Source organism: Erwinia aphidicola (assembly GCF_024169515.1).
Classification (GTDB): domain Bacteria; phylum Pseudomonadota; class Gammaproteobacteria; order Enterobacterales; family Enterobacteriaceae; genus Erwinia; species Erwinia aphidicola.
In genome coordinates this window covers 2051924-2077421 of record NZ_JAMKCQ010000001.1, presented here as the reverse complement: position 1 = coordinate 2077421, position 25498 = coordinate 2051924, and the positions used below count along the sequence as shown (strand labels likewise).

The window sequence follows — 25498 nt, the reverse complement described above, 5'->3', positions numbered from 1 at the left end:
TGGCCGGAGTGTGCGGCAGGCGGCGGCGCGGCAACTCCTCCACCGGGCGCTTTTTTATGGGGGAGGAGAAAGGAGGATGAGGAAACGGGCAGCATGAAGGCAAGCCGGGGCGGCGGCGGAAATTCGTGACGTCACGGGCAAAATCAGGGGGTGTTTTTTGTGCGCGCACACGCAGATTTCACGCTTATGTAAGCGCGATCACATAACGCAACTGGGGGGAGTAGACGTAGGGAGGAAGCCAGCTGCATGCATTAACCGCAGACTGCGGGCACATCCCGGCTTCTCACACTTAGAGGAACGAAATATGGCGAAGTTCAGATTAAGTACGAAAACCCTGCTGCTGTGCAGCCTGACCTGCGCGCTGCTCCCGGCGACGGCGCTGGCAAAGATTGAAGAGGGCAAACTGGTTATCTGGATCAACGGCGACAAGGGCTACAACGGTCTGGCGGAAGTCGGGAAGAAGTTTGAGCAGGATACCGGCATTAAGGTCTCGGTAGAGCACCCGGACAAGCTGGAAGAGAAGTATCCGCAGGTGGCGGCTACCGGGGACGGCCCGGACATCATCTTCTGGGCGCATGACCGCTTTGGCGGCTACGCGCAGTCCGGCCTGCTGGCGGAGGTGTCGCCGGATAAAGCCTTCCAGGACAAGCTCTACCCCTTCACCTGGGACGCGGTACGTTTTAACGGTAAGCTGATTGGCTACCCGATTGCGGCCGAAGCGCTGTCGCTGATCTACAACAAAGACCTGCTGCCCGAGCCGCCAAAAAGTTGGGAAGCGATCCCGGCGCTCGACAAGCAGCTGCGCGCCAAAGGCAAAAGCGCCATCATGTTTAACCTGCAGGAACCCTATTTCACCTGGCCGCTCACCGCCGCTGACGGTGGCTACGCCTTCAAGAAAAAACCTGACGGCAGCTATGACCTGAAGGATGTTGGCGTGGCGAACAAAGGCTCGCAGGAGGGCTTACAGTTCCTCGTCGACCTGATTAAAAACAAACACCTGAATGCCGATACCGACTTTGCCATTGCCGAAGCCGCCTTTAACAAAGGCGAAACGGCGATGACCATCAACGGCCCGTGGGCGTGGGGCAATATTGACAGCGCCAAAATCAACTACGGCGTTACCCTGCTGCCGACCTTTAAAGGCCAGCCGTCGAAACCGTTTGTTGGCGTGCTGAGCGCGGGCATCAACGCCGCCAGTCCGAACAAAGAGCTGGCGAAAGAGTTTATCGAAAACTATCTGCTGACCGATGACGGGCTGGCGAAAGTGAACGCCGATAAGCCGCTGGGTGCCGTGGCGCTGAAGTCGATGCAGGAAAAGCTGGCGCAGGATCCGAAAATCGCCGCCACCATGGCCAACTCGCAGAAGGGTGAAATCATGCCGAACGTGCCGCAGATGAGCGCCTTCTGGTATGCCGAGCGCACGGCGGTGCTGAATGCGATTAATGGCCGTCAGACGGTGGATGCCGCGCTGAAAGACGCGCAGACGCGCATCACCAAATAACCCACCGGATAAGGAATCTCGTATGGTGAAGCCAGCCGGACAGAACGCCCTGAAGTGGCTTGTTATCAGCCTGTTTGCCATTTTCACCGGTTATCTGGTGGTGCTGATGTATGCGCAGGGCGAAACGCTGTTTGCCGCCCTGACGCTGATTGTGCTCAGCACCGGGCTGGTGATTTTCGCCCAGCGCCGCGCCAGCGCCTGGCGCTATGTGTATCCGGGGCTAGCGGGCATGGCGCTGTTCGTCCTGTTCCCGCTGGCGGCCACCATTGCCATTGCCTTTACCAACTACAGCAGCACCAACCAGCTGACCTTTGAACGGGCGCAGACGGTGCTGCTGGACCGTCAGTACCAGGCCGGGGAGCACTACAGCTTCAGCCTGTGGCCGGCGGGCAATCAGTGGATTTTACAGCTCAGCGACGACAATCAGCAGCGTTTCCTCTCTGCGCCGTTCTCGTTCGATGAGCAGATAGACCCGTCTCTGACGCTGCAAGCGCAGAGCAGCAACCCTCCGGGCGAGCGAGCCATGCTGCGCGTGGTGACGCAGAACCGCCAGGCACTGGCGCGCATCAGCGCCACGCTGCCGGACGGCAGCCGCCTGCGCATGAGTTCGCTGCGCCAGTTTTCCGCCAGCCAGCCGCTCTACAAGCTGGGCAGCGCGGGTGAGCTGACCAATCAGCAGAACGGCACGGTTTACTGGCCTAACGACGCCAGCGGGTTTTATCAGGCAAAAGACGCCGCGCAGCAGTGGAGCGGCGAGCGTCTCAGCCCGGGCTATACCGTGCCGATCGGCTGGAAAAACTTCCTGCGGGTGATGACCGACGATGGCATTCAGAAACCGTTCCTGGCGATCTTCGTCTGGACCGTGGTGTTCTCACTGCTGACGGTTCTGCTGACCACCGCCGTGGGCATGGTGCTGGCCTGCCTGATGCAGTGGGAAGCGCTGCGCGGCCGCGCCACCTATCGCCTGCTGCTGATCCTGCCGTATGCGGTCCCGGCGTTTATCTCGATTCTGATCTTCAAAGGGTTGTTCAACCAGAGCTTCGGCGAGATCAATATCATGCTGCAAAGCCTGCTGGGGATAAAACCGGCCTGGTTTAGCGACCCGACGCTGGCGCGCGGCATGCTGGTGATCGTCAATACCTGGCTTGGCTATCCGTACATGATGATTCTGTGCATGGGGCTGCTGAAGGCGATCCCGGAGGATCTCTATGAGGCCTCAGCGCTCGACGGCGCCACGCCAGGGCAGAACTTCTTCCGCATCACGCTACCGCTGCTGCTTAAGCCGCTGACGCCGCTAATGATTGCCAGCTTCGCCTTTAACTTTAATAACTTTGTGCTGATCCAGCTGCTGACCAACGGCGGCCCGGACCGGCTTGGCACCACCACTCCGGCGGGCTATACCGACCTGCTGGTGAGCTACACCTGGCGCATCGCCTTTGAGGGCGGCGGCGGGCAGGACTTTGGCCTGGCGGCGGCGATTGCCACGCTGATCTTCCTGTTAGTTGGCGGGCTGGCGGTGCTGAACCTGAAAGCCACGCGTATGAAAATCGAGTGAGGTAGATATGGCTGTCGTGCAACCTAAATCGCAAAAGCTGCGGCTGCTGCTGACCCACCTGCTGCTGCTGGCGTTTGTCGCGGTGATTATGTATCCGCTGCTGATGGTGATCGCCATTTCGCTGCGCCCCGGCAACTATGCGATTGGCTCGCTGCTGCCGGAGCATATTTCCTGGGATCACTGGAAGCTGGCGCTCGGCTTTGCGGTGACGCATGAGAACGGCAGCGTGACGCCGCCGCCGTTCCCGGTGCTGCTGTGGCTGTGGAATTCGGTGAAGGTCGCGGCGATCACCGCCGTCGGCATTGTCGCCCTCTCCACCACCTGCGCTTATGCCTTTGCCCGCATGCGCTTTCGCGGCAAAGCCAGCCTGCTGAAGGGGATGCTGATTTTCCAGATGTTCCCGGCGGTGCTGTCGCTGGTGGCGCTGTATGCGCTGTTTGACCGCCTTGGCCAGTATCTGCCATTTATCGGGCTGAATACCCATGCCGGGCTGATCTTCGCCTATCTGGGCGGTATCGCGCTGCATGTCTGGACGATTAAGGGCTATTTCGAAACCATCGATGGCTCGCTGGAAGAAGCAGCGGCGCTGGACGGTGCCACGCCGTGGCAGGCGTTTCGCCTGATCCTGCTGCCGCTGTCGGTGCCGATTCTGGCGGTGGTGTTTATTCTGTCGTTTATTGCCGCCGTCACCGAAGTGCCGGTCGCCTCGCTGCTGCTGCGCGACGTTAACAGCTACACGCTGGCGGTCGGCATGCAGCAGTATCTGAATCCGCAGAACTATCTGTGGGGTGATTTTGCCGCGGCGGCGGTGCTGTCTGCGCTGCCGATTACGCTGGTGTTTATTGTCGCCCAGCGCTGGCTGGTTAACGGCCTGACGGCGGGCGGCGTGAAGGGTTAAATCAGTTTTGTTGTTGCCACTGCGAGAGTGCTTAGCGTTACCCTGTGTCTTCAGGCGATCTTCGGATCGCCTGTTTTTTTATTCGCGCTTCAGCCGGTTGCTGTTCGCCAGCCACAGCGTGACCACTAAGATCAGGATGGCTATGGAATAGGCCAGGGTGTCGAACGGGTTTTTATGGTCGACGATAATCAGGCGGATAATCGCGGTGATGCCGATATAAACAAAGTAGCGCAGCGGGAAGTGGTAGCCCGACTGGAAGTATTTAATGATCAGGGCGATAAACTCGAAGTAAAGAAAGTAGATAACGATGCCTTCAATCAGCAGATACGACGAGGTCTGCTCGCCGGTGTTGAGCAGCACATTGCCGAGGTGGATGGTCTCTTTGCCGAGGAAGATGATCAGGATACAGGCCAGCACGATCAGGCCGGTGTTTAATACCATTTGCAGGGCAAATGCCAGCCGGGTGGCAGGCGTGTTACGGTCTTGGGAAGTCATCTCGGGTGCCTCAAAGTCATTGTTATCCGTCGGGAATGCCGACGGATACAATATGCTTGAGCGTGACGCAGATCACAACATTTCGATTGGGCAAAGGCATTTTACAGGGTGTGACACGTAGGGGCTGACCCTCCTTTTCGGTCAGCCCGTCAAACCGGGGCGACCGAAAGAGAAGGTCTTCATTACGGCCGGTGCAAACCGTCGGCACGGGGCGACCGGAAGAGAAGGTCGCCCCCGACATCAACGGGGTGGTTAACGGTAGTTGGCGTCGCGGTCGGTGGTCATATCGTACAGCTGGTACTTACGGCCCAGCATCTGACCGCCATCGCGCGTCAGCGGCGTCCAGTTAACCTGCGCACGGCCACGGGTTGGCGACACGCTGAACACATCCATCGGCACCGAAATATAGAAGCCTTTGGTGAAGTCACCCTCGCCGTACTCCTCCGCCGAGACGTTGGTTTTGGTGGCGTAAGCGCCAACGATAATGCCGCTGTCGAAGCGCTTCGACACGTCGACCGTCACGCCTTTATCTTCCGCCAGGTACTGCCCGACGCTGGCTTTCACCAGCACGTTACGCATAAACCACGGCTGCCAGTAACCGGTAATGTTGCCCACCTTCGCCGTATAGTCGGTGAACTGCATCATATTGTCCCAGTCACGCTGCTTGACGTAATTGGCATCGACGCCCACCGCCCAGCTGGCATCCAGCGGACGATACAGCACTTCCCCACCCACGCCGCCGTACATGGTCTCCAGATAGCCGCCGTACAGCTGACCGTAGAAACCGTTGCCCAGCTCGCGCATGTAGTTGGCCTGCAGGTTATTCACATAGACGTTGTTTTCCACGTAGTCGCGAATGTGGGTACGCACGCGCGGCAGCGAGGAGTCGGACGGGGCGCCGTTGTAGTTAAACTTGTCGTAGTTGTTGGCCAGGTTGCCGAACAGGCTGCCGTCCAGCAGCAGGTGGTCGGTCAGCCAGAAGCTGGCATTGGCCATCACCCCCACCTGGTAGAGGTAGAAACTTTCCGGGCCGCCTACCGACTGGTTAAGCACCGGCGACAGGCTGTAGTTCAGGCGGTCGCCATCAATGCGGAAGCCCTGCTCGGTATGGCCCAGCCTGACCGGATTTACCCGCTGCTGCTGTAGCGTCTCTTCACGCCCGAGCGGATAGCCTGCCAGCTGCCGTTGCAGGCTGCCGACGTTGGTTTCGGTAGTAACCTGCGGCATGTTGCTGCGCGTCTGGGTGACGCGCAGCGTCTCAATGCCTGACGGCAGATGATTGGCGAGGATCACGTTGGCGCGATCGACGCCGCGCTGAGTATCGCGATACTTATACTGCTCGCCGGTGACGGTCATGGTGCTGCCATCCACCTGAATATTCGGCGCGTTCAGCCCGGCATTGTACTTCAGGTCGGTCAGCTGGCTGGCGGTCACCGTCGGCTCGAGGAAGCGATCCTGCGGCTGCGGGTTGTATTCCGGCTTCGGCATATCACGCTGGTTCTGATGCAGATCGTTGAAGTTGGTGCGCAGGGTGAAGCCTGCCATAAAGGTGTTGCCACGCTCATAGCTGACGTTGACGTCTGCCCAGTCGGTAAGGCGGTAAATTGCCCCGACGTTGAACTTGCTCTTCTGCTCCAGACGACCGGCAAAATCATCCTGGTAGTCGTTGCCTTCGTACTCCATTTTCAGGCGCAGCGGCTGCCACGGGGTCTGGTATTCGATGCCGCCGAACAGCGCCGTCGGGCCTTTGAACATATCGCTGCCGCTGACCGAACCGGCGGTGCCGTTACCTTCGGTGCGGTAGCAGTACTTTTCACTGGCGGAGCAGAACGGGTTCTTGATGGTGCCGCTGTTACCGATGTAGCCCCAGCCGAGGCCAAGGGTGAAATCAAACGGTCCCCAGGCTTTGGTCGCCACCAGGTATTCACTGTCGAACAGCCCGGTGCCGCCGAGATCGCGCGAGCCCACCGAGACTTCCGGCAGCCAGAAGCCCTCTTCCCACAGCCGCAGCTTGAGGTCGAACGCTTTATCTTTATAGGTCTGATCCCCCGAGAAGCTCGACACCGCGCTGTACTCGCGGGTTTTTACGTCGGTGTAGCGGATGGTGGCTTCCAGCCACGGGAACAGCTGCACCGAGGAGGAGTAGAAATGGTACTGGTCGTTGTAGCGATAGTTAAGGCTGAACTCGCCCTCTTTTGCCATACGCGCGGTCGGTACCTGCATCAGGCCCACGCCGCCGAAGTCGGACTGGGAGGGGCCGATCGGATCGGAATAAGTCGCCGCCTGAGCCTGGCAGGCACAGGCGACGGAAAGTGACAGCAGGCTGAGAAGATAACGTTTTTTCATCAGTCAGGGATCCGGTGCGTCAGAACAGAAACGATCTGCTGGTTGAGATCGGCATAGGCGCTCGGCAGCGTCCAGGAGGAGAAGCCAACAAAGATGATGCTGCCCGGCTGCGGCTCGTAGTGACGTCGATTCCAGTAAGCCACGGGCACCTCGGTCACGTCACCCGCCGGGGAGATCACCTGCGCGGTGTTGCGCTCGCCGCCGCTCATGCGCGGGTGGGCATCGAGGTAATCCACCACGGATCGCCCGGCCGCCCATGGCGTATTGCCCGCCTTCTCCACCACCCCGGCCAGCGTCACCGACGTGGGTTTTTCCAGGGTATAGACGCTGTACTCGCCCTGCAGCGTGCGGTTGGCCTCTGGCCGTAAGCGCACCCAGTCCGGGTCCAGATTGACTCTCTGCCGTCCTGTCACTTTTAGCGCCGCAATCTGCTGACGCAGATTATCCACGATGGCCGCCTGTTCGCCGTTATCGTCACGTTTCAGTTCATCACGCCACGCCTGCAGGCGCGACAGCAGCTGCTGTTGCTGCTGTACTGCCACCGCCGTGGCCAGCTTTTCGCTTATCACCGTGCCGGGCCACCAGGTTTTCTGCTGGAGTACCGGGCTGGTGACCAGCTGCGCGAGATTTTCGGCGTGGACGATCGCCACCGGTACCGCTTGCCCGGGATAAAATACCGTGACCTGGCTATCCGCCACAGCCTGCAGCGACAGCGATGCCACTATCCCTGCGAGAAGAGTTGTTATAGTTTTTTTCATGATTTCGCAGGCTTCAGGATAGTGAATTCAACCGGGATAGTGTCCGCACCCAGCATCTGCCGGGCCTGACGAACCTGCCCGCTGGTGGTATCAATCCAGAACGTATTGCGCCAGGACTGGCCGTCGTCGGCGCTGACCTCTTCCTGCCACACGCGGCACGCCACCGGCTCACCGGCCAGCTGCAGCACCTCATCCTTCAGGCGGGTAAAGTGGGACGTTGCGGTTGCGGCGCGCGGCTGGCCGTTTTCCGTCCAGCTCATGGCCCGCGTCCAGCTGGCCCCGACGCTGAGATGCAGGGCATCGCGCAGCGGGTCGTTCTCCAGGCTGCTGACTTCATTGAGGTTATCGGCCATGCCCAGCGTTTTCACCAGACGACCATGCTGGGTCACCAGCATCGCCCGATCGCGGGTGATCCACTTCTGCTGGCCGTTCTCGTTGAAGCCGAGCACCACGAAGATTTGCTGGCCGTCATTGACGCGCAAATACATGCTGGCGTAGGGCAAACTGTCGATTTGTTGGTTAGTCATCTGGATGTCGTCAGCGCCGAGAAATGCCAGCTTGACGGTTTCACCCAATCCTTTTTGCGTTTGAGTACAGGCCTGAAGCAGCAGGCAGAGGATCAGCAGTGGAAGGTTTCGCACCTGTGTGTGTCCCTGAGCAAAGTAGAACAAGGCTGAAAATAACCACACAAGCGTGTGGTTATGATTAATTTTTTGTACTTAGCGGGTGGTGCTGGTGGTCGTGGTGGTCGTGGTTCCGGTATTGGAACCATTACCACCGCTGCTCGCGGCCAGCGCAATACCGGCCAGAGCGCCAGCAGCACCAATACCAACGGCAGTGGTTACACCGGCCGACATCGCACCGGCTTCAGCACCGGCAGCTGCACCGGTCTCTGTCGCTGATGCGCCAGCTGCTTCTGCGGCAAACGCGCCCGAAGCACTCGCTAAGTACACTATGGCTGCAGTAGCCCATAAGACTTTTTTCATCACACTTTCCCTTCATTAAATGAATGGATACCAGGGCCTGGATGGCACCTGGCGACACCAGTATGGGGAATAAATTATCAGAAAGCAGCGGGCCATCCGGCGCGGAAAGAGATGGTGTAAAACACTGGTAAATGGCGAAAAAGTTGCGGTTAAGGCAGATATTTATCTACATAAGTGCCTTAAACGGAGATTAATACCAATATTTAATTTAAATCTGGCGCCATAGGCTAAAAATTCCAGCCAGATGAAATATTAATGACATGACGGTAGCAAATGGCATTATTTTTGTAATAATCCATTTAAAAACATGAAGATAATCACAGAGAATGACCGAGTTTAGCCCCTGCAAACAGCGGCCAGATTCAGAATTTTCTGCCGCAAAATCGGGCGATTTTGCGCAATTTTAGGAATATGCCCATCTCAAAAACGCAAACTTTACTCATCTTTGGGGGGGTTTTACGGCGAGATGACGGTGGGATTATCGCTGACAGCGGGCTGCCCGGCTGTCAACCAGTGCCAGGGAATACCAGAAAATAAAAAACCCCCAGTAAATGGGGGTTCGGCTTGCGGGGTATTGATCATCTGCACGGATCACAGCGCCCTGGTTTTGTAGGGGCTGACCTTCTGTTTCGGTCAGCCCGTAACACGGGTCGACCGGAAAAAATGGTCGACCCCTACGTTCACGGGGATGCGGATTGGTAGGGGTCAGGCACGCCTGACCCAGGCCGAGAATTAACGCCAGGATTTATAGCGGTTAATCAGGCCATTGGTAGAGCTGTCGTGGCTGGTGACGTTATCCGCGCCGGAGAGTTCCGGCAGGATGCGGTTAGCCAGCTGTTTGCCCAGCTCAACGCCCCACTGATCGAAGGTAAAGATGTTGAGGATGGCGCCCTGAGTGAAGATCTTATGCTCATACAGCGCAATCAGCGCGCCGAGGCTGAACGGCGTGATATCACGCAGCAGGATGGAGTTGGTCGGGCGGTTACCTTCAAACACTTTGAACGGCACCACGTGCTCGACGGACTGCGCATCTTTTCCGGCATCGGCAAACTCTTTCTCTACCACGTCACGCGCTTTACCAAACGCCAGCGCTTCGGTCTGGGCAAAGAAGTTCGACAGCAGCTTGCTGTGATGATCGCCCAGCTTGTTGTGGGTGTTCGCCGGAGCAATAAAGTCGCAAGGGATAAGCTTAGTGCCCTGGTGGATCAGCTGGTAGAACGCATGCTGGCCGTTAGTGCCCGGCTCGCCCCAGATAATCGGACCCGTTTCGTAAGTTACCGGCGTGCCGTTACGGTCAACGTACTTACCGTTGGACTCCATGTTGCCCTGCTGGAAATAGGCGGCAAAGCGGTGCATATACTGGTCGTACGGCAGGATCGCTTCGGTTTCAGCACCAAAGAAGTTGTTGTACCAGATGCCGATCAGCGCCAGCAGCACCGGCAGGTTTTTCTCTTCCGGCGTGTCGGCAAAGTGGCGGTCCATCGCGTGCGCGCCGCTCAGCAGCTTCTCAAAGTTGCTGAAACCGATAGACAGGATGATCGACAGGCCAATCGCCGACCACAGTGAGTAGCGGCCGCCGACCCAGTCCCAGAATTCGAACATGTTGTCAGTATCAATCCCGAACTCGCTGACCGCTTTAGCATTGGTCGACAGCGCGGCAAAGTGCTTCGCCACGTCTTCCTGTTCACCGGAGGTCAGGAACCAGTCACGCGCGCTGTGGGCGTTGGTCATGGTCTCCTGAGTGGTGAAGGTTTTCGAGGCCACGAGGAACAGCGTGGTTTCCGGGTTCAGCGTTTTCAGCGTTTCGGCAATATGGGTGCCGTCGACGTTGGAAACGAAGTGCATATTCAGGTGGTTCTTATATGGGCGCAGTGCTTCGGTGACCATAAACGGACCGAGGTCGGAGCCGCCGATACCAATGTTCACCACGTCAGTGATGGCTTTGCCGGTGTAGCCTTTCCAGTCGCCGCTGATAATGCGCTCGGAGAAGCCTTTCATCTTTTCCAGCACCGCGTTGACTTCCGGCATCACATCTTTGCCATCAACCATGATCGGGGTGTTGCTGCGGTTGCGCAGCGCCACGTGCAGCACGGCACGATCTTCAGTGCGGTTGATCTTCTCGCCGGAGAACATCGACTTGATCGCGCCCTGCAGGTCGGTCTCTTTCGCCAACGCTTGCAGCTTGTCGAGGGTTTCCTGGGTGATGCGGTTTTTGGAAAAATCCACCAGCATCTGGTCGTCAAAAGTGGCGGAGAATTTAGCAAACCGGTCGGCATCTTGCGCGAACAGGTCGGCAATTTGCACATCTTTCATCTGTTCAAAATGCTGCTGCAGTGCCTGCCAGGCAGCGGTTTGTGTCGGATTGATATTTTTCATAGCAACACACTCTTTTTATTTAAGAACCGTCATTCAGATCGGACGACATGTTACCCGTTAAGGAGCAGGCTCTTTCCTTTTCCTGCAACAGGTATCAGCAATCATCCCATCGCGATTTTGCACTCGGCGGGTGAGGATCGTGCCCACCAGGGGTTTCAGTATGACTATTCATACCCTGTTAAGGAAAAAAATTATAGCCTGGGGCGTGCTTATAAGAATTGACGCTTATGGTCTAAACGGTGATTTAGCTGACAAAAGTGATAAGCACGAGTGATACCAGCGCGGTCATAACAAAAATGAATAATCCTCAGCCGACAAGCGTTGACAGGGGAGGCATAACCCGATATTTCTAGTCCGCAACTTATGCACCACGTGCGTAAGCCAGAAGAGGCGCGTCGCCCAGGTAGTGTGTTGGAGGAGCCGTATCCGGTGAAGACACATCAGGGGGAAGCGACGCCGAGGTACCAACCACGCGGAGTGGGGCGTATCGACCACAGGGGCTGAATCCTCTGGGTTGTCACCAGCAACGTCCGGTAGTCGGGCGGCGAGGTGGGGCGCTTCTGGGTAAATCGTCGCTTTATGCTTCGGCTTCCCCTCATCTGCCCTTCCCTTGTGCCAAGCTGATGGAATAAATCCTGACACGAAGGTAGTCATCGTAATGTCTCAAAACCTGATCGTAGCGAAATTTGGCGGCACCAGCGTAGCCGACTTCCACGCTATGAACCGCAGCGCCGATGTCGTGCTGTCTAACCCCGACGTTCGTCTGGTGGTCCTTTCCGCGTCTGCGGGTGTCACTAATCTGTTGGTCTCTCTGGCTGAAGGCCAGCCGCAGGAGCAGCGCGCTTACCTGCTGGATGAGATCCGCCGCATTCAGTACGCCATTATCGATTCGCTTAACCAGCCAGCGGTGATCCGCGAAGAGATCGACCGCATGCTGGATAACATCACCATGCTGTCCGAAGCGGCGGCACTGGCCAATTCGACCGCACTGACCGATGAACTGGTCAGCCACGGTGAGCTGATGTCCACCCTGCTGTTTGTTGAGATCCTGCGCCAGCGCGAAGCAGCCGCAGAGTGGTTCGACGTGCGCAAAGTGATGCGCACCGACGACCACTTTGGTCGCGCCGCGCCGGAGGTGACAACGCTCGCCGAGCTGGCTAGCGTGCAGCTGCAGCCGCGCATTGCGGAAGCGCTGATTGTAACTCAGGGCTTTATTGGCAGCGAAGCGAAGGGCCGCACCACCACGTTGGGCCGCGGCGGCAGCGATTATACCGCTGCGCTGTTGGGCGAAGCGCTGAATGCTGCGCGCATTGATATCTGGACCGATGTGCCGGGTATCTACACCACCGATCCCCGCGTGGTGCCGGCGGCGAAGCGCATTGATGTGATTACCTTCGAAGAAGCCGCCGAAATGGCGACCTTCGGTGCCAAGGTGCTGCACCCGGCGACCCTGCTGCCTGCGGTACGCCGTGATATTCCGGTGTTTGTCGGCTCCAGTAAGGACCCGGCTGCGGGCGGCACTATCGTCTGCAACAAAACCGAGAACCCGCCGCTGTTCCGCGCGCTGGCTCTGCGCCGCAAGCAGACACTGTTGACGCTGCACAGCCTGAGCATGCTGCACACGCACGGCTTCCTGGCTGAACTGTTCAGCATCCTGGCGCGCCATCAGATTTCTGTCGACCTGATCACCACCTCCGAAGTGAGCGTGGCGCTGACGCTGGACACCACCGGCTCGACCTCTACCGGCGACAGCCTGCTTTCACAGGCGCTGCTCACCGAGCTTTCCTCACTTTGCCGCGTTGAGGTTGAAGAGAACCTGGCGCTGATCGCGATTATCGGCAACAAGCTGTCGCAGGCGTGTGGCGTGGGTAAAGAGGTGTTTGGCGTGCTCGATCCGTTCAATCTGCGCATGATCTGCTATGGCGCCAGCAGCTATAACCTCTGCTTCCTGGTACCGGGCAACGATGCCGAGAAGGTGGTTCAGACGCTGCACCGAAATTTATTCGAGTAACACTCAAACCGGGCCTGGCCCGGTTTTTTCTTACTGTAAACCTGCTATCTATATCCTGTGTTATGACAAATATGTCTGCTTAATCAACAACTCTAATAAGGATTTCCGGCTATGCTCGCCACCATTACCCGACTGTTTCCCCTCTGGGCAGTCCTGCTCTCTGTCGCCGCGTATTACACCCCCACCACCTTTACCGGGATTGGCCCATACGTCACCTACCTGCTGATGCTGATTATGTTCGGCATGGGCGTGACGCTGAACACCGATGACTTTAAGCGTGTGCTGACCCGTCCGGCGCCGGTGATTGCCGGGACATTTCTGCATTATCTGGTGATGCCGCTGGCCGCGTGGGGCCTGGCTAAGCTGTTCAATATGCCGCCGGACCTCTCCGCCGGCATGATTCTGGTCGGCAGCGTCGCCAGCGGCACCGCATCGAACGTGATGATCTATCTGGCGAAGGGTGATGTCGCGCTGTCAGTGACCATCTCTTCCGTCTCCGCGCTGGTTGGCGTATTTGCCACCCCGCTGCTGACCAAGCTGTACGTTGATACCCATATTCAGGTCGATGTCGTCGGCATGCTGCTGAGCATTGTGAAAATTGTGGTGGTACCGATCGGCCTTGGCTTGATTATTCATCACACCCTGAACGGCGTGGTAAAGCGCGTCGAGCCGTATCTGCCGGCATTTTCGATGGTGTGTATTTTGCTGATCATCAGCGCGGTGGTGGCAGGCAGCCAGGGCTTTATCGGTTCCGTTGGCCTGATGGTGATTGTCGCGGTGATCCTGCATAACGCGATTGGACTGCTGGGCGGTTACTGGGGCGGCAAGCTGTTTGGCTTCGACGAATCTACCTGCCGCACGCTGGCGCTGGAAGTGGGGATGCAGAACTCCGGCCTGGCGGCAACGCTCGGCAAGCTGTACTTCTCCCCGCTCGCCGCACTGCCGGGTGCGCTGTTCTCGGTGTGGCACAACCTGTCCGGTTCGCTGCTGGCCGGTTACTGGTCCGGTAAGCCGATTAAGAAAAAGTAATCTGCCAGCACCGGTGTGGCTGCGGCTATGACTGCGGGTCAGGCATGCCTGACCCCTACCAACACCGGCAAAATGACGCAGGGATCGGGCATGCCCGACCCATGCCAACACCGGCAAAATGACGTAGGGGTCGGGCATGCCCGACCCGTGCCAACACCGGCAAGATGACGCAGAGGTCGGGCATGCCCGACCCGTTGCGGTCAACCTCACTCAATCCTCATCTTTATCATCATCCGGCTGTTCCAGCACGCTGTAGGCCACCGCGCAGAACAGTGAGTTCAGGCGCTTCATGTCGCCCAGCAGGCCGAGGTGCAGCGAGCTGGTTTCGATACTCTGAACGTTATGCTGATGCAGGCGATCGACATGCGAGTGCGAATAGCGGCGGTTGGTGATGCGGAAACGGTGCTTCGAGCGGCGCAGGCGCCTGGCACTGGTGATATCACGCGATAAAAACACCGACAGGCTGAGGCGCAAATTGTTAGTTAACAGCTCCAGCTGCGCATCCAGCTCTTTCATGCCCTCCTGCGAAAACGCCCGGCGCGCTGCCAGCGATTTATCAGCCACGTCACCGCTCATGCGCTCCAGAATATCGCCCGCCATTTCCAGGTTCAGCGCCATCTCAATCGTTTCCGCCCAGCGCCGTGAATCCTCTTCCGGGAGATCTTCCTTCGGCATCTGCGCCAGGTAGAGCTTAATGGCGGTGTACAGCACGTCAACATCGTCATCCAGCTTACGGATTTCGCGATCCTCACGCAGTTCGCCATGTACCACCTTGCTGAAGGTGGTGAGCATCTGCTCCAGCACATCGCCCATGCGCAGGGTTTCACGCGCGGCATTCGCCAGCGCCAGCGCCGGGGTATCGAGCGAGCCGGGATCAAGATGGCGCGGCTTCAGGCGCAGGTCGGTTTCGGTATCGTCCCCAATCAGCCGCTTGCACAGCCCGGCCATCGGTTCGGCAAACGGCACCATAATGATGCAGCGGATTAGGTTGTAAAAAACGTGGAAGAAGATGACAAGCTCTTCGTCGTTGACCGGCAGCTTTTCCAGCAGCGCCGCCAGCGGATCGATAAACGGCAGCACCAGCAGCGAGCCGATAAATTTAAACAGCAGGCTGCCCAGCGCCACGCGCTTTCCGGCGGCGTTCGACGCACTGTTATTCAGCATCGCCAGCAGGCCGCTGCCGAGGTTCGCCCCGATGACCAGGCACAGCGCCACCTTAAAGGAGATCACCCCGGTGGCGGTCAGCGTCGCGGTCAGCAGCACCGCAGCCAGGCTGGAGTAGCTGATAATGGCGAACAGCGCGCCAATCAGCGAGTCGAGCATCACGTCGCCGGTCAGTGAGGAAAACAGCACCTTCACGCCAGCCGCCTGGGTGATCGGCGTGGCGGCGGCAACAATCAGCTGGAGCGCCAGCAGGATCAGCCCCAGCCCGATGCTGGCTCGCCCCAGCTGACCGGCGCGGGTCTGCTTGCGCCCGAGGAAAAACACCACGCCAAAGAAGATAAACAGCGGCGACAGCCAGGAGAGATCAAAGGTCAGAATACGCGCCATCAGCGCCGTACCCACATCCGCACCCAGGATAATCACCAGCGCAGGCGTTAGCCCGACCAGCTCCTGCGCGACAAACGACGTAACCAGCATGGTGGTGGCATTACTGCTCTGTACCAGCGCGGTGACGCCAATTCCGGCAAGGAACGCCATCGGTTTTTTCGCCACGCTGCGGCTCAGAACCCGGCGCAGATCGGCACCGTAAACGCGCATAATGCCGGTGCGGACAATATGGGTTCCCCACACCAGCAGCGCCACGGCAGAGAGAAGATTAAGCAGGGTTAACACCGATAAGAACCTCATACCATAAGAAATAGGATTCTTACGCAGCGGCTGTGTGCGCTGCGCCTGATGGCAATAAGTTTAGTCGGTATTGTTAAAAAAATCTTTTTAATCAGCGTGATATCATGCCACTTCGCGCAAGGTTTTCTTATCCAGCTGCAGGCCGATGATAGAGCCCGCCGGGTGCAGATCGTCCACCGAGCGGTTCAGCACATCCACCATCAGCTCAACATCGCGCGCTTTCACCCGGTAGCGGATAACGTTGCCGAGCAGGCTGTGGCTGAGGATTTCCGCTGGGATACCCTCTTGCTGCGCGCAGAACAGCAGCGACTCAGGGCGGATCGCCACCTGGCTGTTGAAGCCAAACCCGGTCAGGCGCGTTGCCTGTTCCGGCGTCAGCAGGTTGTAGTTACCGATAAACCCGGCGGCAAACAGATTCACCGGCTGGGTATACAGCGACTCGGCGCTGCCGTTCTGTACGATTTTGCCTTTGTTCATCAGCACTATGCGGTCTGACAGCGTCAGCGCCTCTTCCTGATCGTGAGTGACAAACAGCGTGGTGAGATTCAGCTCTTTCTGGATACGGCGGATCTGATCGCGCAGATGGCGGCGGATACGCGCGTCCAGTGCCGACAGCGGCTCATCCAGCAGCAGCAGGCGCGGGCGCGTCACCAGCGATCGCGCCAGTGCCACGCGCTGACACTGGCCGCCGGAGAGCTGATGCGGGTAGCGTTTTGCGTAGTCATTAAGCTCCACCAGCTCAAGCACCTCCGCCACCCGCCGCTGGATCTCCGCCCCGCCCAGCTTCTGCATTTTCAGGCCAAACGCCACGTTGCGCTCCACCGTCATATTCGGAAACAGCGCGTAGCTCTGAAACACCATGCCAAGGGTGCGCTGCTGCGGTGCCAGCGGCACAATGTCCTGCCCCTGCAGGATAATCTGCCCGCTGTCGACCGAAGTCAGCCCCGCCAGGCAGCGCAGCAGCGTCGATTTGCCGCAGCCGCTTGGGCCGAGCAGCGTGACGAACTCCCCCTCGCTGGCGCTGAACTCAATATCCTGAAAGATGGGGGTTGGACCGTAGCTTTTATTCAGTTGGGTCACGCTCAGATACGTCATGCTCAGCCTCTTTCACGGTTCAGGGTATTCGCCAGCCAGGTCACCAGCAGGACAACAAAGAAGTAGGAGATCACCAGCGCGCTGCTGAAGTGGCCGCTGCTGTTGCGCACGTTGTAGAGATACACCTGCAAGGTTTCAAACCGGGTGCCGACCAGCAGATTAGCGAAGACAAACTCGCCGATCAGGAAGGAGAAGGAGAGCAGCACCGCGATGGTCGCGCCTTTGCGCAGATTCGGCAGTACCACCAGCAGCGCCGCCTGCCAGGTGCTGGCACCGAGCAGATGTGCGGCGTCGATCAGCTCGCGCAGGTTGATCGCCTGCATATTGTTGGCGATGGCGCGGTAGATAAACGGCAGCGCGATGGTGAAGTAGCAGCCCAGCAGGATCCACGGCGTACCGGTTAGCATCAGCGGCGGCGCGGAGTAGAGCTGCAGCAGCCCGACCGAAGAGACCACCGGTGGAATGGCGAACGGCAGCAGGATCAGGATGTTCATCACCGCATCGAGTTTTGGAAAGTAGTAAGCAATCACAAACATCGTCGGCAGCACCAGCAGCAGCGAGAACAGCAGCGAGCCGAAGCAGATCAGTAGCGAATGCCAGAGCGCCGTCAGAAAGCGCGGGTCGCTCCACAGCTGGATCAGCCACTTTAAGGTAAAGCCATCAGGCACAATGGTTGCGCCCCAGCGGGTTGCCAGCGCATACAGCAACGTCGCCAGCAGCGGCAGGGCCAGAATGGCAAATACCAGCCAGACCACCACCCGATGATATAGGTATTCACTGCGCGACATAGTCAGCTCCCCTGCCGGACGTTCTGGTAGCTCTTACGCACCAGCCACTGGTGGATCACGGTGATCAGCGACATCAGCACCACCAGCAGCATCGCCAGCGCGCTGCCGAGGTTGGGGTCGAGCGAAATGTCGCCGGAAACCAGCGCGGCAATCCGCACCGGAATGACGTTAAAGTTGCCGGTGGTCAACGCGTAGATTGTGGCGTAAGCGCCCAGCGCGTTGGCCAGCAGAATAACAAAGGTGCCGATCAGCGCGGGCGTCAGGATCGGCAGGCCAATATGCCACCAGTAGCGCGCGCGGCTGGCGCCGAGCAGCGCCGCCGACTCCTGCCAGTCCCTCTTCAGGCTGTCGAACGCCGGGTAAAGCAGCAGAATGCCAAGCGGGATCTGGAACCAGGTATACACCACAATCAGCCCGTCGCTGGAGTAGAGCTTGAAGCCCTGCATGATGTCGTATTTACCCATTAGTAGCGTCAGGCAGCCGTTTAGCCCCAGCAGGATCACGAAGGCAAACGCCAGCGGCACGCCGGCAAAGTTGCTGGTCATATTGGTAAATGACATCAGAAAACGGTGCAGCCTGCCGCCGCCGAGCTGGTGCAACGAGTAGCCGCCGAGCAGCGCGATCCCCAGGCCGAACGCGCTCGACCACAACGAGATAGTGAGCGAGAAACGGATCGCCTGCTGGTAAAACGGCGAGGTGAGGATATCGCTGTAGTTGGCCCATCCCCAGGCCTCGTTGATATCGCTGTAGAAGCTGTTGATGGCGATCCACACCAGCGGCGCAATTTGAAAGGCGATAAAGAATAGCGCAAACGGCAGCAGGCACAGCAGCGCGAGCCATTTCCCTCTCATAGCGTGGGTTCCAGCAGGGCGGCGCAGTAGGGTTTATCGTGCTCAACGCCGAGGATCTGGCAAATTGTGCCGCACAGTTCGGTTTGCTGCGGCACGGCGTCCGCATTCATCGAAAACGCGCTGCCGAAGACAAACAGCGGGACGTGAGTCTCTTCCGGCAATATTCCGCCATGGCTGCGATCGTCGTTCATACCGTGATCGGCGGTGACAATCACCTGATAACCCTGCTGCAGCCAGGCCGGCATCCAGTGCGACAGATAGCCGTCGGCCATGCGCGCCCGGTTGCGGTATTGCGCAGAGGAGAAGCCGTGCTGGTGCCCGGCATCGTCGATATTCATCGGGTGGATCAGCAAAAAGTCCGGCTGATAGCGCAGCCGCAGGCTCTCGGCATCTTCAAACAGATGCGAGTCCGGGTAGCCATCATCAGAGTAGAAGTGCCCGAACTGGATCGGCAGCTCGGGCGCTTCAGTGTGACGGTCGCGCGCCGCAGAAAACGGCGTGCGGTTATACAGCTCGCTGACCCAGTGATAGGCCGCTGCAGCCGTGGTCAGCCCCGCCGCCCGCGCATAGTGAAACACGCTGCGCTGATTGCTGAGGCGGCTGACGCCGTTGTGAATAATGCCGCTGTTCACCGGCGTGATGCCGGTGAGGATGCACTCATACAGCGGGCGCGAGAGCGAAGGCAGCTCGCAGGTCATCCGGTAGCGCTGCCCGTGGCCCTGAGCGCACTCCGCCTGCAAATAGCCCATCGCGTGTTGCGCCACCTGAAAGTTCAGGCCGTCCAGCACCACCAGAATCGTTTTCATCGCGTTGCCCTATTGCTTCATGTTGATGATGACGCTTTCCTGCCACAGTCGCGGCAGCTGTTTTGCCGCTTTATCCCACGCGGCGGTATCGGCGATAGGATGCGCATTTTTGTATTCCGCATCCGGCAGCATTTTGGCCTGCACGTCCGCTGGCAGTTTCAGGTGTTCTGCGCGAATTGGGCGAGCATAGCCGCGTGCGAGGTTAATCTGCCCGGCGTCGGAGAAGATATATTCACGCGCCAGTTTGGCGGCGTTCGGGTGTTTGGCATATTTGTTGATGATGGTGGTGTAGCCGGAGGTGATAGAGCCATCGGACGGGATCACCACTTCAAAGCGTTTCGGGTCAATCTGGTCGCGGTAGTTCAGACCGTTGAAGTCCCACACCACGGCGACCTGAATCTCCCCCTTCTCGATGTTGGCAATCACCGGATCGGTTACGCCAAGCCGCCCCTCTTTTGCCAGCTCGCTAAAGAAATCCAGCGCGGGTTTCAGGTTCTTCTCGTTGCCGCCCATCGCGTAGCTGGCAGCCAGCACGCCGTTGGCCGCCTGTGCCGCAATGCCGACGTCGCCGATGGTCACCACATATTTGCCTTTCTTCAGGTCGGCCCAGCTGTGGGGGATATCTTTGACCTGGTCTTTATTGATGATAAAGGCGATGGTGCCGGTATAGGCCAGCGCCCAGTGGCCATCTTTGTCTTTCGCCCAGTCCGGGATCTGATCCCAGGTGGTGGGTTTGTAGGGCTGCGTCACCCCTTTCTGCACGGCAACCGGCCCGAAAGCCGCACCGACATCGCCGATATCCGCACTCGCGTTATTTTTCTCCGCGGCGAACTTGGCAATCTCCTGAGCGGAGGACATATCCGTATCACTGTGCTTGATACCATATTTGCTGCTGATATCTTCCCAGGTGCCTTTCCAGTTAGCCCAGCTGTCAGGCATGCCAACGCTGTTAACCTGGCCTTCCGCCTGTGCGGCTTTTTCCAGCGCGGCGGTATCGGCAGCCCAGCTGCTGGCCGGTAATGACAGGACGATGGCACTGGCTAATACGGATGCGAACAAAGATTTCATGGTTGATGCTCCGAATAATGGGGGTGGCCTTCTGGACTAGTCCAGCAAGATGCGAGCCAATCTAGCCTGGTGGGATGAATGTTTTATGACAGCGCCCGTCGGCTGTGGACTAGTCCACCCTCTCCTGCCAGGCTGTGTCCGCAGGTTTGCGCCCCCGGCCGTGCGATTATTGTGCAGTTTCGCACCAATTTGAGGCTTAACGATGACCAAATCATTAACGGTGGATGTAATCAGCAGGGCACTGGCGGCGAGAATTCGTCAGGGGGAGTATGCCGCCAGTCGGCGTCTGCCTGCCGAACGCGTGCTGAGCGAGCAGTTCGCCACAACGCGCATCACGCTGCGTGAGGCGCTGGGGCAGCTGGAAGCCGAGGGGATGATTTATCGCGAGCTGCGGCGCGGCTGGTTTATCGCTCCGCCACGCCTCGCCTACGACCCGCTGCTGCGCAGCCACTTTCATGCGATGGCCGAACGCCAGGGGCGCGTCGCCGCCACTGAAGTGCTGGATGCGCAAAGCGTGGCGGTCAGCGCGACGATAGCCACGCGTTTAGAGATGCAGCAGGGGGAGGAGGTGGTGCGCATTCGTCGCCTGCGGCGCATTGATGGCCGGGCGGTGCTGTATGTCGAACACTATCTGAACCCGCGCTATTTTCCTCAGCTGCTGAGCTTTGACCTGACGCGTTCGCTGACCCAGCTCTATCAGGAGGAGTATGGCATCAGCTATGGCCGCGTCGGCTTCACCATGCTGCCCGCCCCGCTGCCAGCCTTCGCCGCCCCGGCGCTGAAAGTCGCCGCCGGCAGCCCGGCGCTGTTTATCACTCGCGTTAACCGCGACCAGCACGACCGGATTATCGACTGCGACTGCGAGTACTGGCGGTATGACGCGCTGTATATTGCGGTGGAGGTGGAGCAGGCTTTTAACGAGGTGGAATAGCGTCTTTGCCATGACAGACAAAGCGCGATGAACCGTCAGCGGCGTGAATGACGGTTCATCAGTCAAGGCTGTTTAGTGGCTGATCTGAGCCAGGTCGTGGTCAGAGAGGCCAGTCAGCTCTTTGACTAATTGCATCTCCATGCCTTTCAGGATCAGATTGCGTGCGACCTCACGCTTTCCTTCCTGTCGTCCCGTCTCAAGACCTTGCTCAAGACCTTTTTTAAGACCTTGCTCAAGGCCTTTCTGTTCAAGCTGCTCAGCAATAGTCATCAGTTGGTCCCCATACAGTGGCATTTTCCGCGCCAGATTACGTACGAAAGCTTCAGCATCATCTACTTCGCCCGCCAGTAGAAAATATCAGAAGGATCATTTGTGGCGAATAATTCGCCCCAGCAAAAATCAATCCGCGTCATATCCCAGGTTCGGGGCCAGCCAGCGTTCAACTTCGCTGACCGGCATGCCTTTGCGTTTGGCGTAGTCTTCAATCTGGTCGCGCTGCAGCTGGGCCACGGCGAAATATTTACTCTCCGGGTGGCTGAATATCCAGCCGGAGACCGCCGCACCTGGCCACATGGCGAATGACTCGGTGAGCTGCATGCCGGTGTGAGTTTCCACGTCGAGCAGCTGCCAGATGGTGGCTTTCTCGGTGTGCTCCGGGCAGGCGGGGTAGCCCGGGGCCGGGCGGATGCCCTGATAGTTTTCGCGGATCAGCTCTTCGTTGCTGAGGTTTTCAGTGGCGGCAAAGCCCCAGATGACCTTACGCACCCGCTCATGCAGGTATTCGGCAAAGCCTTCCGCCAGGCGGTCGGCCAGCGCCTTCACCATGATCTTATTGTAGTCGTCATGCTGAGCATCCCAGGCTTCCGCCAGTGCATCCTCTTCCAGCCCGCCGGTCACGGCAAAGGCGCCGAGGTAGTCGGCCTTACCACTGGACTTCGGTGCGACGAAATCAGCGAGGCAGTAGTTAGCAAACCCCGTCTTTTCTGTCTGTTGGCGTAAGTGATGACTCACTTTCAAAATATGCGAACGCGATTCATCAGTGTAGATTTCAATGTCGTCACCCACGCGGTTAGCCGGGAAAATCCCCACTACGCCGCGCGGATTGAGCGCGCCATCGCGACTGAGCTGGTCGAGCATCGCATTGGCATCGGCGAACAGGCGTTTTGCCTCTTCGCCGACCACCTCATCTTCCAGAATGCGCGGATATTTGCCCGCCAGAGACCAGGTCATAAAGAATGGCGTCCAGTCGATGTAGTTACGCAGCACTTCGATGTTAGCGCTTACTTCGCTTACACCCAGCCTGTGTGCTGGCGGGGGTGTATAACTTTGCCAGTCGAAGGTAAAATCATTGTCGCGCGCAGCCTGCAACGTCACCGGCGGCGTGCGCGGCTTCTTACGCGCATGCTGAATACGCACCGTGTCATACTCTTTGCGCGTGCGCGCCACAAACTCATCGCGCTGCGTCGCCGACAGCAGCGCTGACACCACGCCGACGGTGCGCGAAGCATTCTGCACATAGACCGTTGGCCCGCTGTAGTTCTGCTCGATTTTCACCGCCGTGTGCGCTTTTGAGGTGGTCGCGCCGCCGATCAACAGCGGCAGGGTAAAGCCCTGGCGTTCCATCTCTTTTGCCACGTTGACCATCTCATCCAGCGACGGGGTAATCAGCCCGGACAGCCCGATGATATCGGCGTTGTGCTCGCGGGCGGTTTTCAGAATTTTGTCGCTCGGCACCATCACGCCAAGATCGATAATTTCGTAGTTATTACACTGCAACACCACCCCGACGATATTCTTGCCGATGTCGTGCACGTCGCCCTTCACCGTCGCCAGCACGATTTTGCCGTTGGTGCTGCCCTTCTCTTTGCTGGCTTCGATATAGGGTTCAAGGTAGGCCACCGCCTGCTTCATTACGCGGGCAGATTTCACCACCTGCGGCAGGAACATTTTGCCCTCGCCGAACAGGTCGCCGACCACATTCATGCCGGACATCAGCGGCCCTTCAATCACCTCAATCGGGCGAGCGGCCAACTGACGTGCGGCTTCAGTATCTTCCTCAATAAATTCGGTAATACCCTTCACCAGCGAATATTCGAGGCGCTTCGCCACTTCCCAACTGCGCCACTCCGCCTGCGGTTTAGTGCTGTCATCTTCCGCTTTGCTGCCGCGATATTTCTCGGCGAGGTCGAGCAGACGCTCGGTGCCGTCGTCGCGGCGGTTCTGGATAACGTCCTCCACCGCTTCACGCAGATCGTCTGGCAAATCGTCATAGATTGCCAGCTGCCCGGCATTGACGATGCCCATATCCATGCCGTTGCGGATGGCGTGATAGAGGAACACCGCGTGGATCGCCTCGCGCACCGGGTCGTTGCCGCGGAACGAGAACGACACGTTGGAGACGCCGCCGGAGATCATCGCATGCGGCAGTTCGCGCTTGATGTCTTCACAGGCGCCGATAAAGTCCATCGCGTAGTTGTTATGTTCTTCGATCCCGGTGGCAACGGCGAAGATATTTGGGTCAAAGATGATATCTTCCGGCGGGAAGCCCACGTCTTCCGTCAGCAGCTGATAAGCGCGGCGACAGATCTCGATTTTACGCGCGCGGGTGTCTGCCTGGCCCACCTCGTCGAAGGCCATCACCACCATCGCCGCGCCGTAGCGCCGCACCAGGCGGGCATGACGCAGGAACTGATCGACTCCCTCTTTCATCGAGATGGAGTTCACAATCCCTTTGCCCTGAATGCACTGCAGGCCTTTTTCAATCACCTCCCACTTGGAGGAGTCGATCATAATCGGCACGCGGGCGATATCCGGCTCGCCGGCGATCAGGTTGAGGAAACGCACCATCGCCGCTTCGGCGTCGAGCATCCCTTCATCCATATTGATATCGATAATCTGTGCGCCGCTCTGCACCTGCTGCAACGCCACTTCCAGCGCTTCGTTATACTTTTCTTCTTTAATCAGGCGCTTAAACTTCGCCGACCCGGTGACGTTGGTACGCTCGCCGACGTTCACAAACAGGCTTTCCGCGCTGATGGTCAGCGGCTCCAGCCCGGAGAGGCGGCAGGCAACAGGCAGTTGCGGCAGCTGGCGCGGGGCGACGCCGTCGATAGCTTTTGCCATCGCCGCAATGTGTTCCGGGGTGGTGCCGCAGCAGCCGCCGACGATATTGAGGAAGCCGGAGCGCGCCCACTCACCAATCTGTTCGGCCATAATGTCGGCATCGAGATCGTACTCACCGAAGGCATTCGGCAATCCGGCATTCGGATGAGCGGTAACATAGCTTTCGGCGATGCGCGACAGCTCGGCCACATACTGGCGCAGTTCATCCGGGCCAAGCGCACAGTTAAGGCCAAACGAGAGCGGCTCGGCGTGGCGCAGCGAGTGATAGAAGGCTTCGGTGGTCTGGCCGGAGAGCGTGCGGCCGGAGGCATCGGTGATGGTGCCGGAGATCATCAGTGGCAGCGCGATGCCGAGGGCTTCGAACTCCTCTTTGACGGCGAAGATCGCCGCTTTGGCGTTCAGGGTATCGAACACCGTTTCGATCATGATGATATCGCAACCGCCTTCCACCAGCGCGCGCGTCGATTCGCGATAGGCTTCCACCAGCTGATTAAAGGTGACGTTACGGAAGGCTGGATCGTTAACATCAGGGGAAATGGAGCAGGTACGGTTGGTAGGCCCTAACACACCGGCGACATAACGCGGGCGATCCGGCGTTTTTGCGCTCCACTCATCGGCGCAGGCGCGCGCCAGCTTTGCGGCGGCGTAGTTAATTTCTGCCGATAGCGACTCCATATGGTAGTCGGCCATCGCGATGGTGGTGGAGTTGAAGGTGTTGGTTTCGAGAATATCCGCACCGGCAGCCAGATAGCCGTTGTGGATCTCGCTGATAATATCAGGCTGGGTGAGCACCAGCAGGTCGTTGTTGCCCTTGAGATCGCTCGGCCAGTCGGCAAAACGCGCACCGCGATAATCTTCTTCTTCCAGCCTGTAGCTCTGGATCATGGTGCCCATGCCGCCATCAAGCAGCATGATGCGTTTTTTCAGCTGCTGATGCAGCGCTTCAATCCGGTTACTCACAGCACTTCCCCTTCCACTTCACTCGCAGGCATCAACGCCAGCACGTCATACTGGCACAACTTTTGCGCGG

20 protein-coding genes and 1 riboswitch are annotated in these 25498 nt (G+C 58.5%); of the genes, 6 read left to right on the top strand and 14 right to left on the bottom strand.

Translation table 11 applies throughout. The annotated features are described in order from the left end of the window. The first annotated feature begins 304 nt into the window (after positions 1 to 304). Genes malE through malG form a run of 3 tightly spaced genes read left to right on the top strand, consistent with a single transcriptional unit; the run spans position 305 to position 3954 of the window. Positions 305 to 1501, top strand: a complete 1197-nt coding sequence (gene malE, locus J2Y91_RS09600; RefSeq protein ID WP_048917581.1) for a maltose/maltodextrin ABC transporter substrate-binding protein MalE — start codon at positions 305 to 307, stop codon at positions 1499 to 1501. A 22-nt stretch (positions 1502 to 1523) separates the two neighbouring features. Further along, positions 1524 to 3056 (top strand): maltose ABC transporter permease MalF, encoded by a 1533-nt coding sequence (malF, locus tag J2Y91_RS09595; RefSeq protein ID WP_253538025.1) that lies wholly within the window; start codon positions 1524 to 1526, stop codon positions 3054 to 3056. A 7-nt stretch (positions 3057 to 3063) separates the two neighbouring features. Further along, complete coding sequence (malG, locus tag J2Y91_RS09590; RefSeq protein ID WP_048917583.1) at positions 3064 to 3954, top strand: maltose ABC transporter permease MalG; 891 nt, start codon at positions 3064 to 3066, stop codon at positions 3952 to 3954. A 78-nt stretch (positions 3955 to 4032) separates the two neighbouring features. On the opposite strand, the gene psiE is transcribed toward malG, so the two are convergent. The 6 genes from psiE to pgi all read right to left on the bottom strand — a co-directional run bounded on the left by psiE (position 4033) and on the right by pgi (position 10915). Then, entirely contained in the window at positions 4033 to 4449 is a 417-nt protein-coding gene (psiE, locus tag J2Y91_RS09585) for a phosphate-starvation-inducible protein PsiE (protein WP_048917584.1), read from the bottom strand. A 252-nt stretch (positions 4450 to 4701) separates the two neighbouring features. After that, a complete protein-coding gene (locus J2Y91_RS09580; RefSeq protein WP_253538022.1) occupies positions 4702 to 6795 on the bottom strand; it encodes a YjbH domain-containing protein in 2094 nt (697 codons plus the stop codon). Continuing rightward, entirely contained in the window at positions 6795 to 7553 is a 759-nt protein-coding gene (locus tag J2Y91_RS09575; protein WP_253538019.1) for a capsule biosynthesis GfcC D2 domain-containing protein, read from the bottom strand. The genes J2Y91_RS09580 and J2Y91_RS09575 overlap by 1 nt, the downstream gene beginning before the upstream one ends. Further along, positions 7550 to 8194, bottom strand: coding sequence for a YjbF family lipoprotein (locus tag J2Y91_RS09570; protein ID WP_253538016.1), 645 nt, complete (start codon positions 8192 to 8194; stop codon positions 7550 to 7552). The genes J2Y91_RS09575 and J2Y91_RS09570 overlap by 4 nt, the downstream gene beginning before the upstream one ends. A 78-nt stretch (positions 8195 to 8272) precedes the next feature. Beyond that, on the bottom strand, positions 8273 to 8539 hold the full coding sequence (yjbE, locus tag J2Y91_RS09565; protein WP_048917588.1) for an exopolysaccharide production protein YjbE: 267 nt from the start codon (positions 8537 to 8539) through the stop codon (positions 8273 to 8275). A 732-nt stretch (positions 8540 to 9271) separates the two neighbouring features. Next, complete coding sequence (gene pgi, locus J2Y91_RS09560) at positions 9272 to 10915, bottom strand: glucose-6-phosphate isomerase (protein ID WP_048917593.1); 1644 nt, start codon at positions 10913 to 10915, stop codon at positions 9272 to 9274. Between the two features lie 377 nt (positions 10916 to 11292). After that, positions 11293 to 11483, top strand: a riboswitch (Lysine riboswitch). A gap of 90 nt (positions 11484 to 11573) precedes the next feature. On the opposite strand from pgi, the gene lysC reads away from it, so the two are divergent. Together lysC and panS are read left to right on the top strand one after the other, a co-directional pair. After that, complete coding sequence (gene lysC / locus J2Y91_RS09555) at positions 11574 to 12926, top strand: lysine-sensitive aspartokinase 3 (protein WP_253538012.1); 1353 nt, start codon at positions 11574 to 11576, stop codon at positions 12924 to 12926. Positions 12927 to 13037: 111 nt separating this feature from the next. After that, on the top strand, positions 13038 to 13955 hold the full coding sequence (gene panS / locus J2Y91_RS09550; protein WP_253538009.1) for a ketopantoate/pantoate/pantothenate transporter PanS: 918 nt from the start codon (positions 13038 to 13040) through the stop codon (positions 13953 to 13955). A 210-nt stretch (positions 13956 to 14165) separates the two neighbouring features. On the opposite strand, the gene J2Y91_RS09545 is transcribed toward panS, so the two are convergent. The 6 genes from J2Y91_RS09545 to J2Y91_RS09520 form a co-directional block, all read right to left on the bottom strand. Beyond that, on the bottom strand, positions 14166 to 15791 hold the full coding sequence (locus tag J2Y91_RS09545) for a Na/Pi cotransporter family protein (RefSeq protein WP_048917596.1): 1626 nt from the start codon (positions 15789 to 15791) through the stop codon (positions 14166 to 14168). Between the two features lie 117 nt (positions 15792 to 15908). Then, the gene (locus J2Y91_RS09540) at positions 15909 to 16901 is read right to left on the bottom strand and encodes an ABC transporter ATP-binding protein (RefSeq protein ID WP_253538006.1); all 993 of its coding nucleotides are present in this window, start codon (positions 16899 to 16901) and stop codon (positions 15909 to 15911) included. A 2-nt stretch (positions 16902 to 16903) separates the two neighbouring features. Beyond that, positions 16904 to 17689 (bottom strand): ABC transporter permease, encoded by a 786-nt coding sequence (locus J2Y91_RS09535; RefSeq protein ID WP_133622206.1) that lies wholly within the window; start codon positions 17687 to 17689, stop codon positions 16904 to 16906. 2 nt (positions 17690 to 17691) lie between these two features. Next, entirely contained in the window at positions 17692 to 18540 is an 849-nt protein-coding gene (locus J2Y91_RS09530) for an ABC transporter permease (RefSeq protein ID WP_253537990.1), read from the bottom strand. Next, positions 18537 to 19346 (bottom strand): alkaline phosphatase family protein, encoded by an 810-nt coding sequence (locus J2Y91_RS09525; RefSeq protein ID WP_253537988.1) that lies wholly within the window; start codon positions 19344 to 19346, stop codon positions 18537 to 18539. Before J2Y91_RS09525 ends, J2Y91_RS09530 begins: the two co-directional genes overlap by 4 nt. Before the next feature lie 9 nt (positions 19347 to 19355). Then, complete coding sequence (locus J2Y91_RS09520) at positions 19356 to 20414, bottom strand: ABC transporter substrate-binding protein (RefSeq protein ID WP_048917601.1); 1059 nt, start codon at positions 20412 to 20414, stop codon at positions 19356 to 19358. A gap of 202 nt (positions 20415 to 20616) precedes the next feature. On the opposite strand from J2Y91_RS09520, the gene J2Y91_RS09515 reads away from it, so the two are divergent. Beyond that, positions 20617 to 21345: a UTRA domain-containing protein gene (locus J2Y91_RS09515; RefSeq protein WP_253537985.1), complete on the top strand. Its 729-nt coding sequence runs from the start codon at positions 20617 to 20619 to the stop codon at positions 21343 to 21345. Positions 21346 to 21417: 72 nt separating this feature from the next. Here the strand turns inward: J2Y91_RS09515 and J2Y91_RS09510 are convergent, their stop codons facing one another. Together J2Y91_RS09510 and metH are read right to left on the bottom strand one after the other, a co-directional pair. Beyond that, entirely contained in the window at positions 21418 to 21615 is a 198-nt protein-coding gene (locus J2Y91_RS09510; protein WP_253537982.1) for an Rpn/YhgA-type helix-turn-helix domain-containing protein, read from the bottom strand. A 129-nt stretch (positions 21616 to 21744) separates the two neighbouring features. After that, positions 21745 to 25428: a methionine synthase gene (metH, locus tag J2Y91_RS09505; RefSeq protein ID WP_253537978.1), complete on the bottom strand. Its 3684-nt coding sequence runs from the start codon at positions 25426 to 25428 to the stop codon at positions 21745 to 21747. Positions 25429 to 25498: the final 70 nt, after the last annotated feature.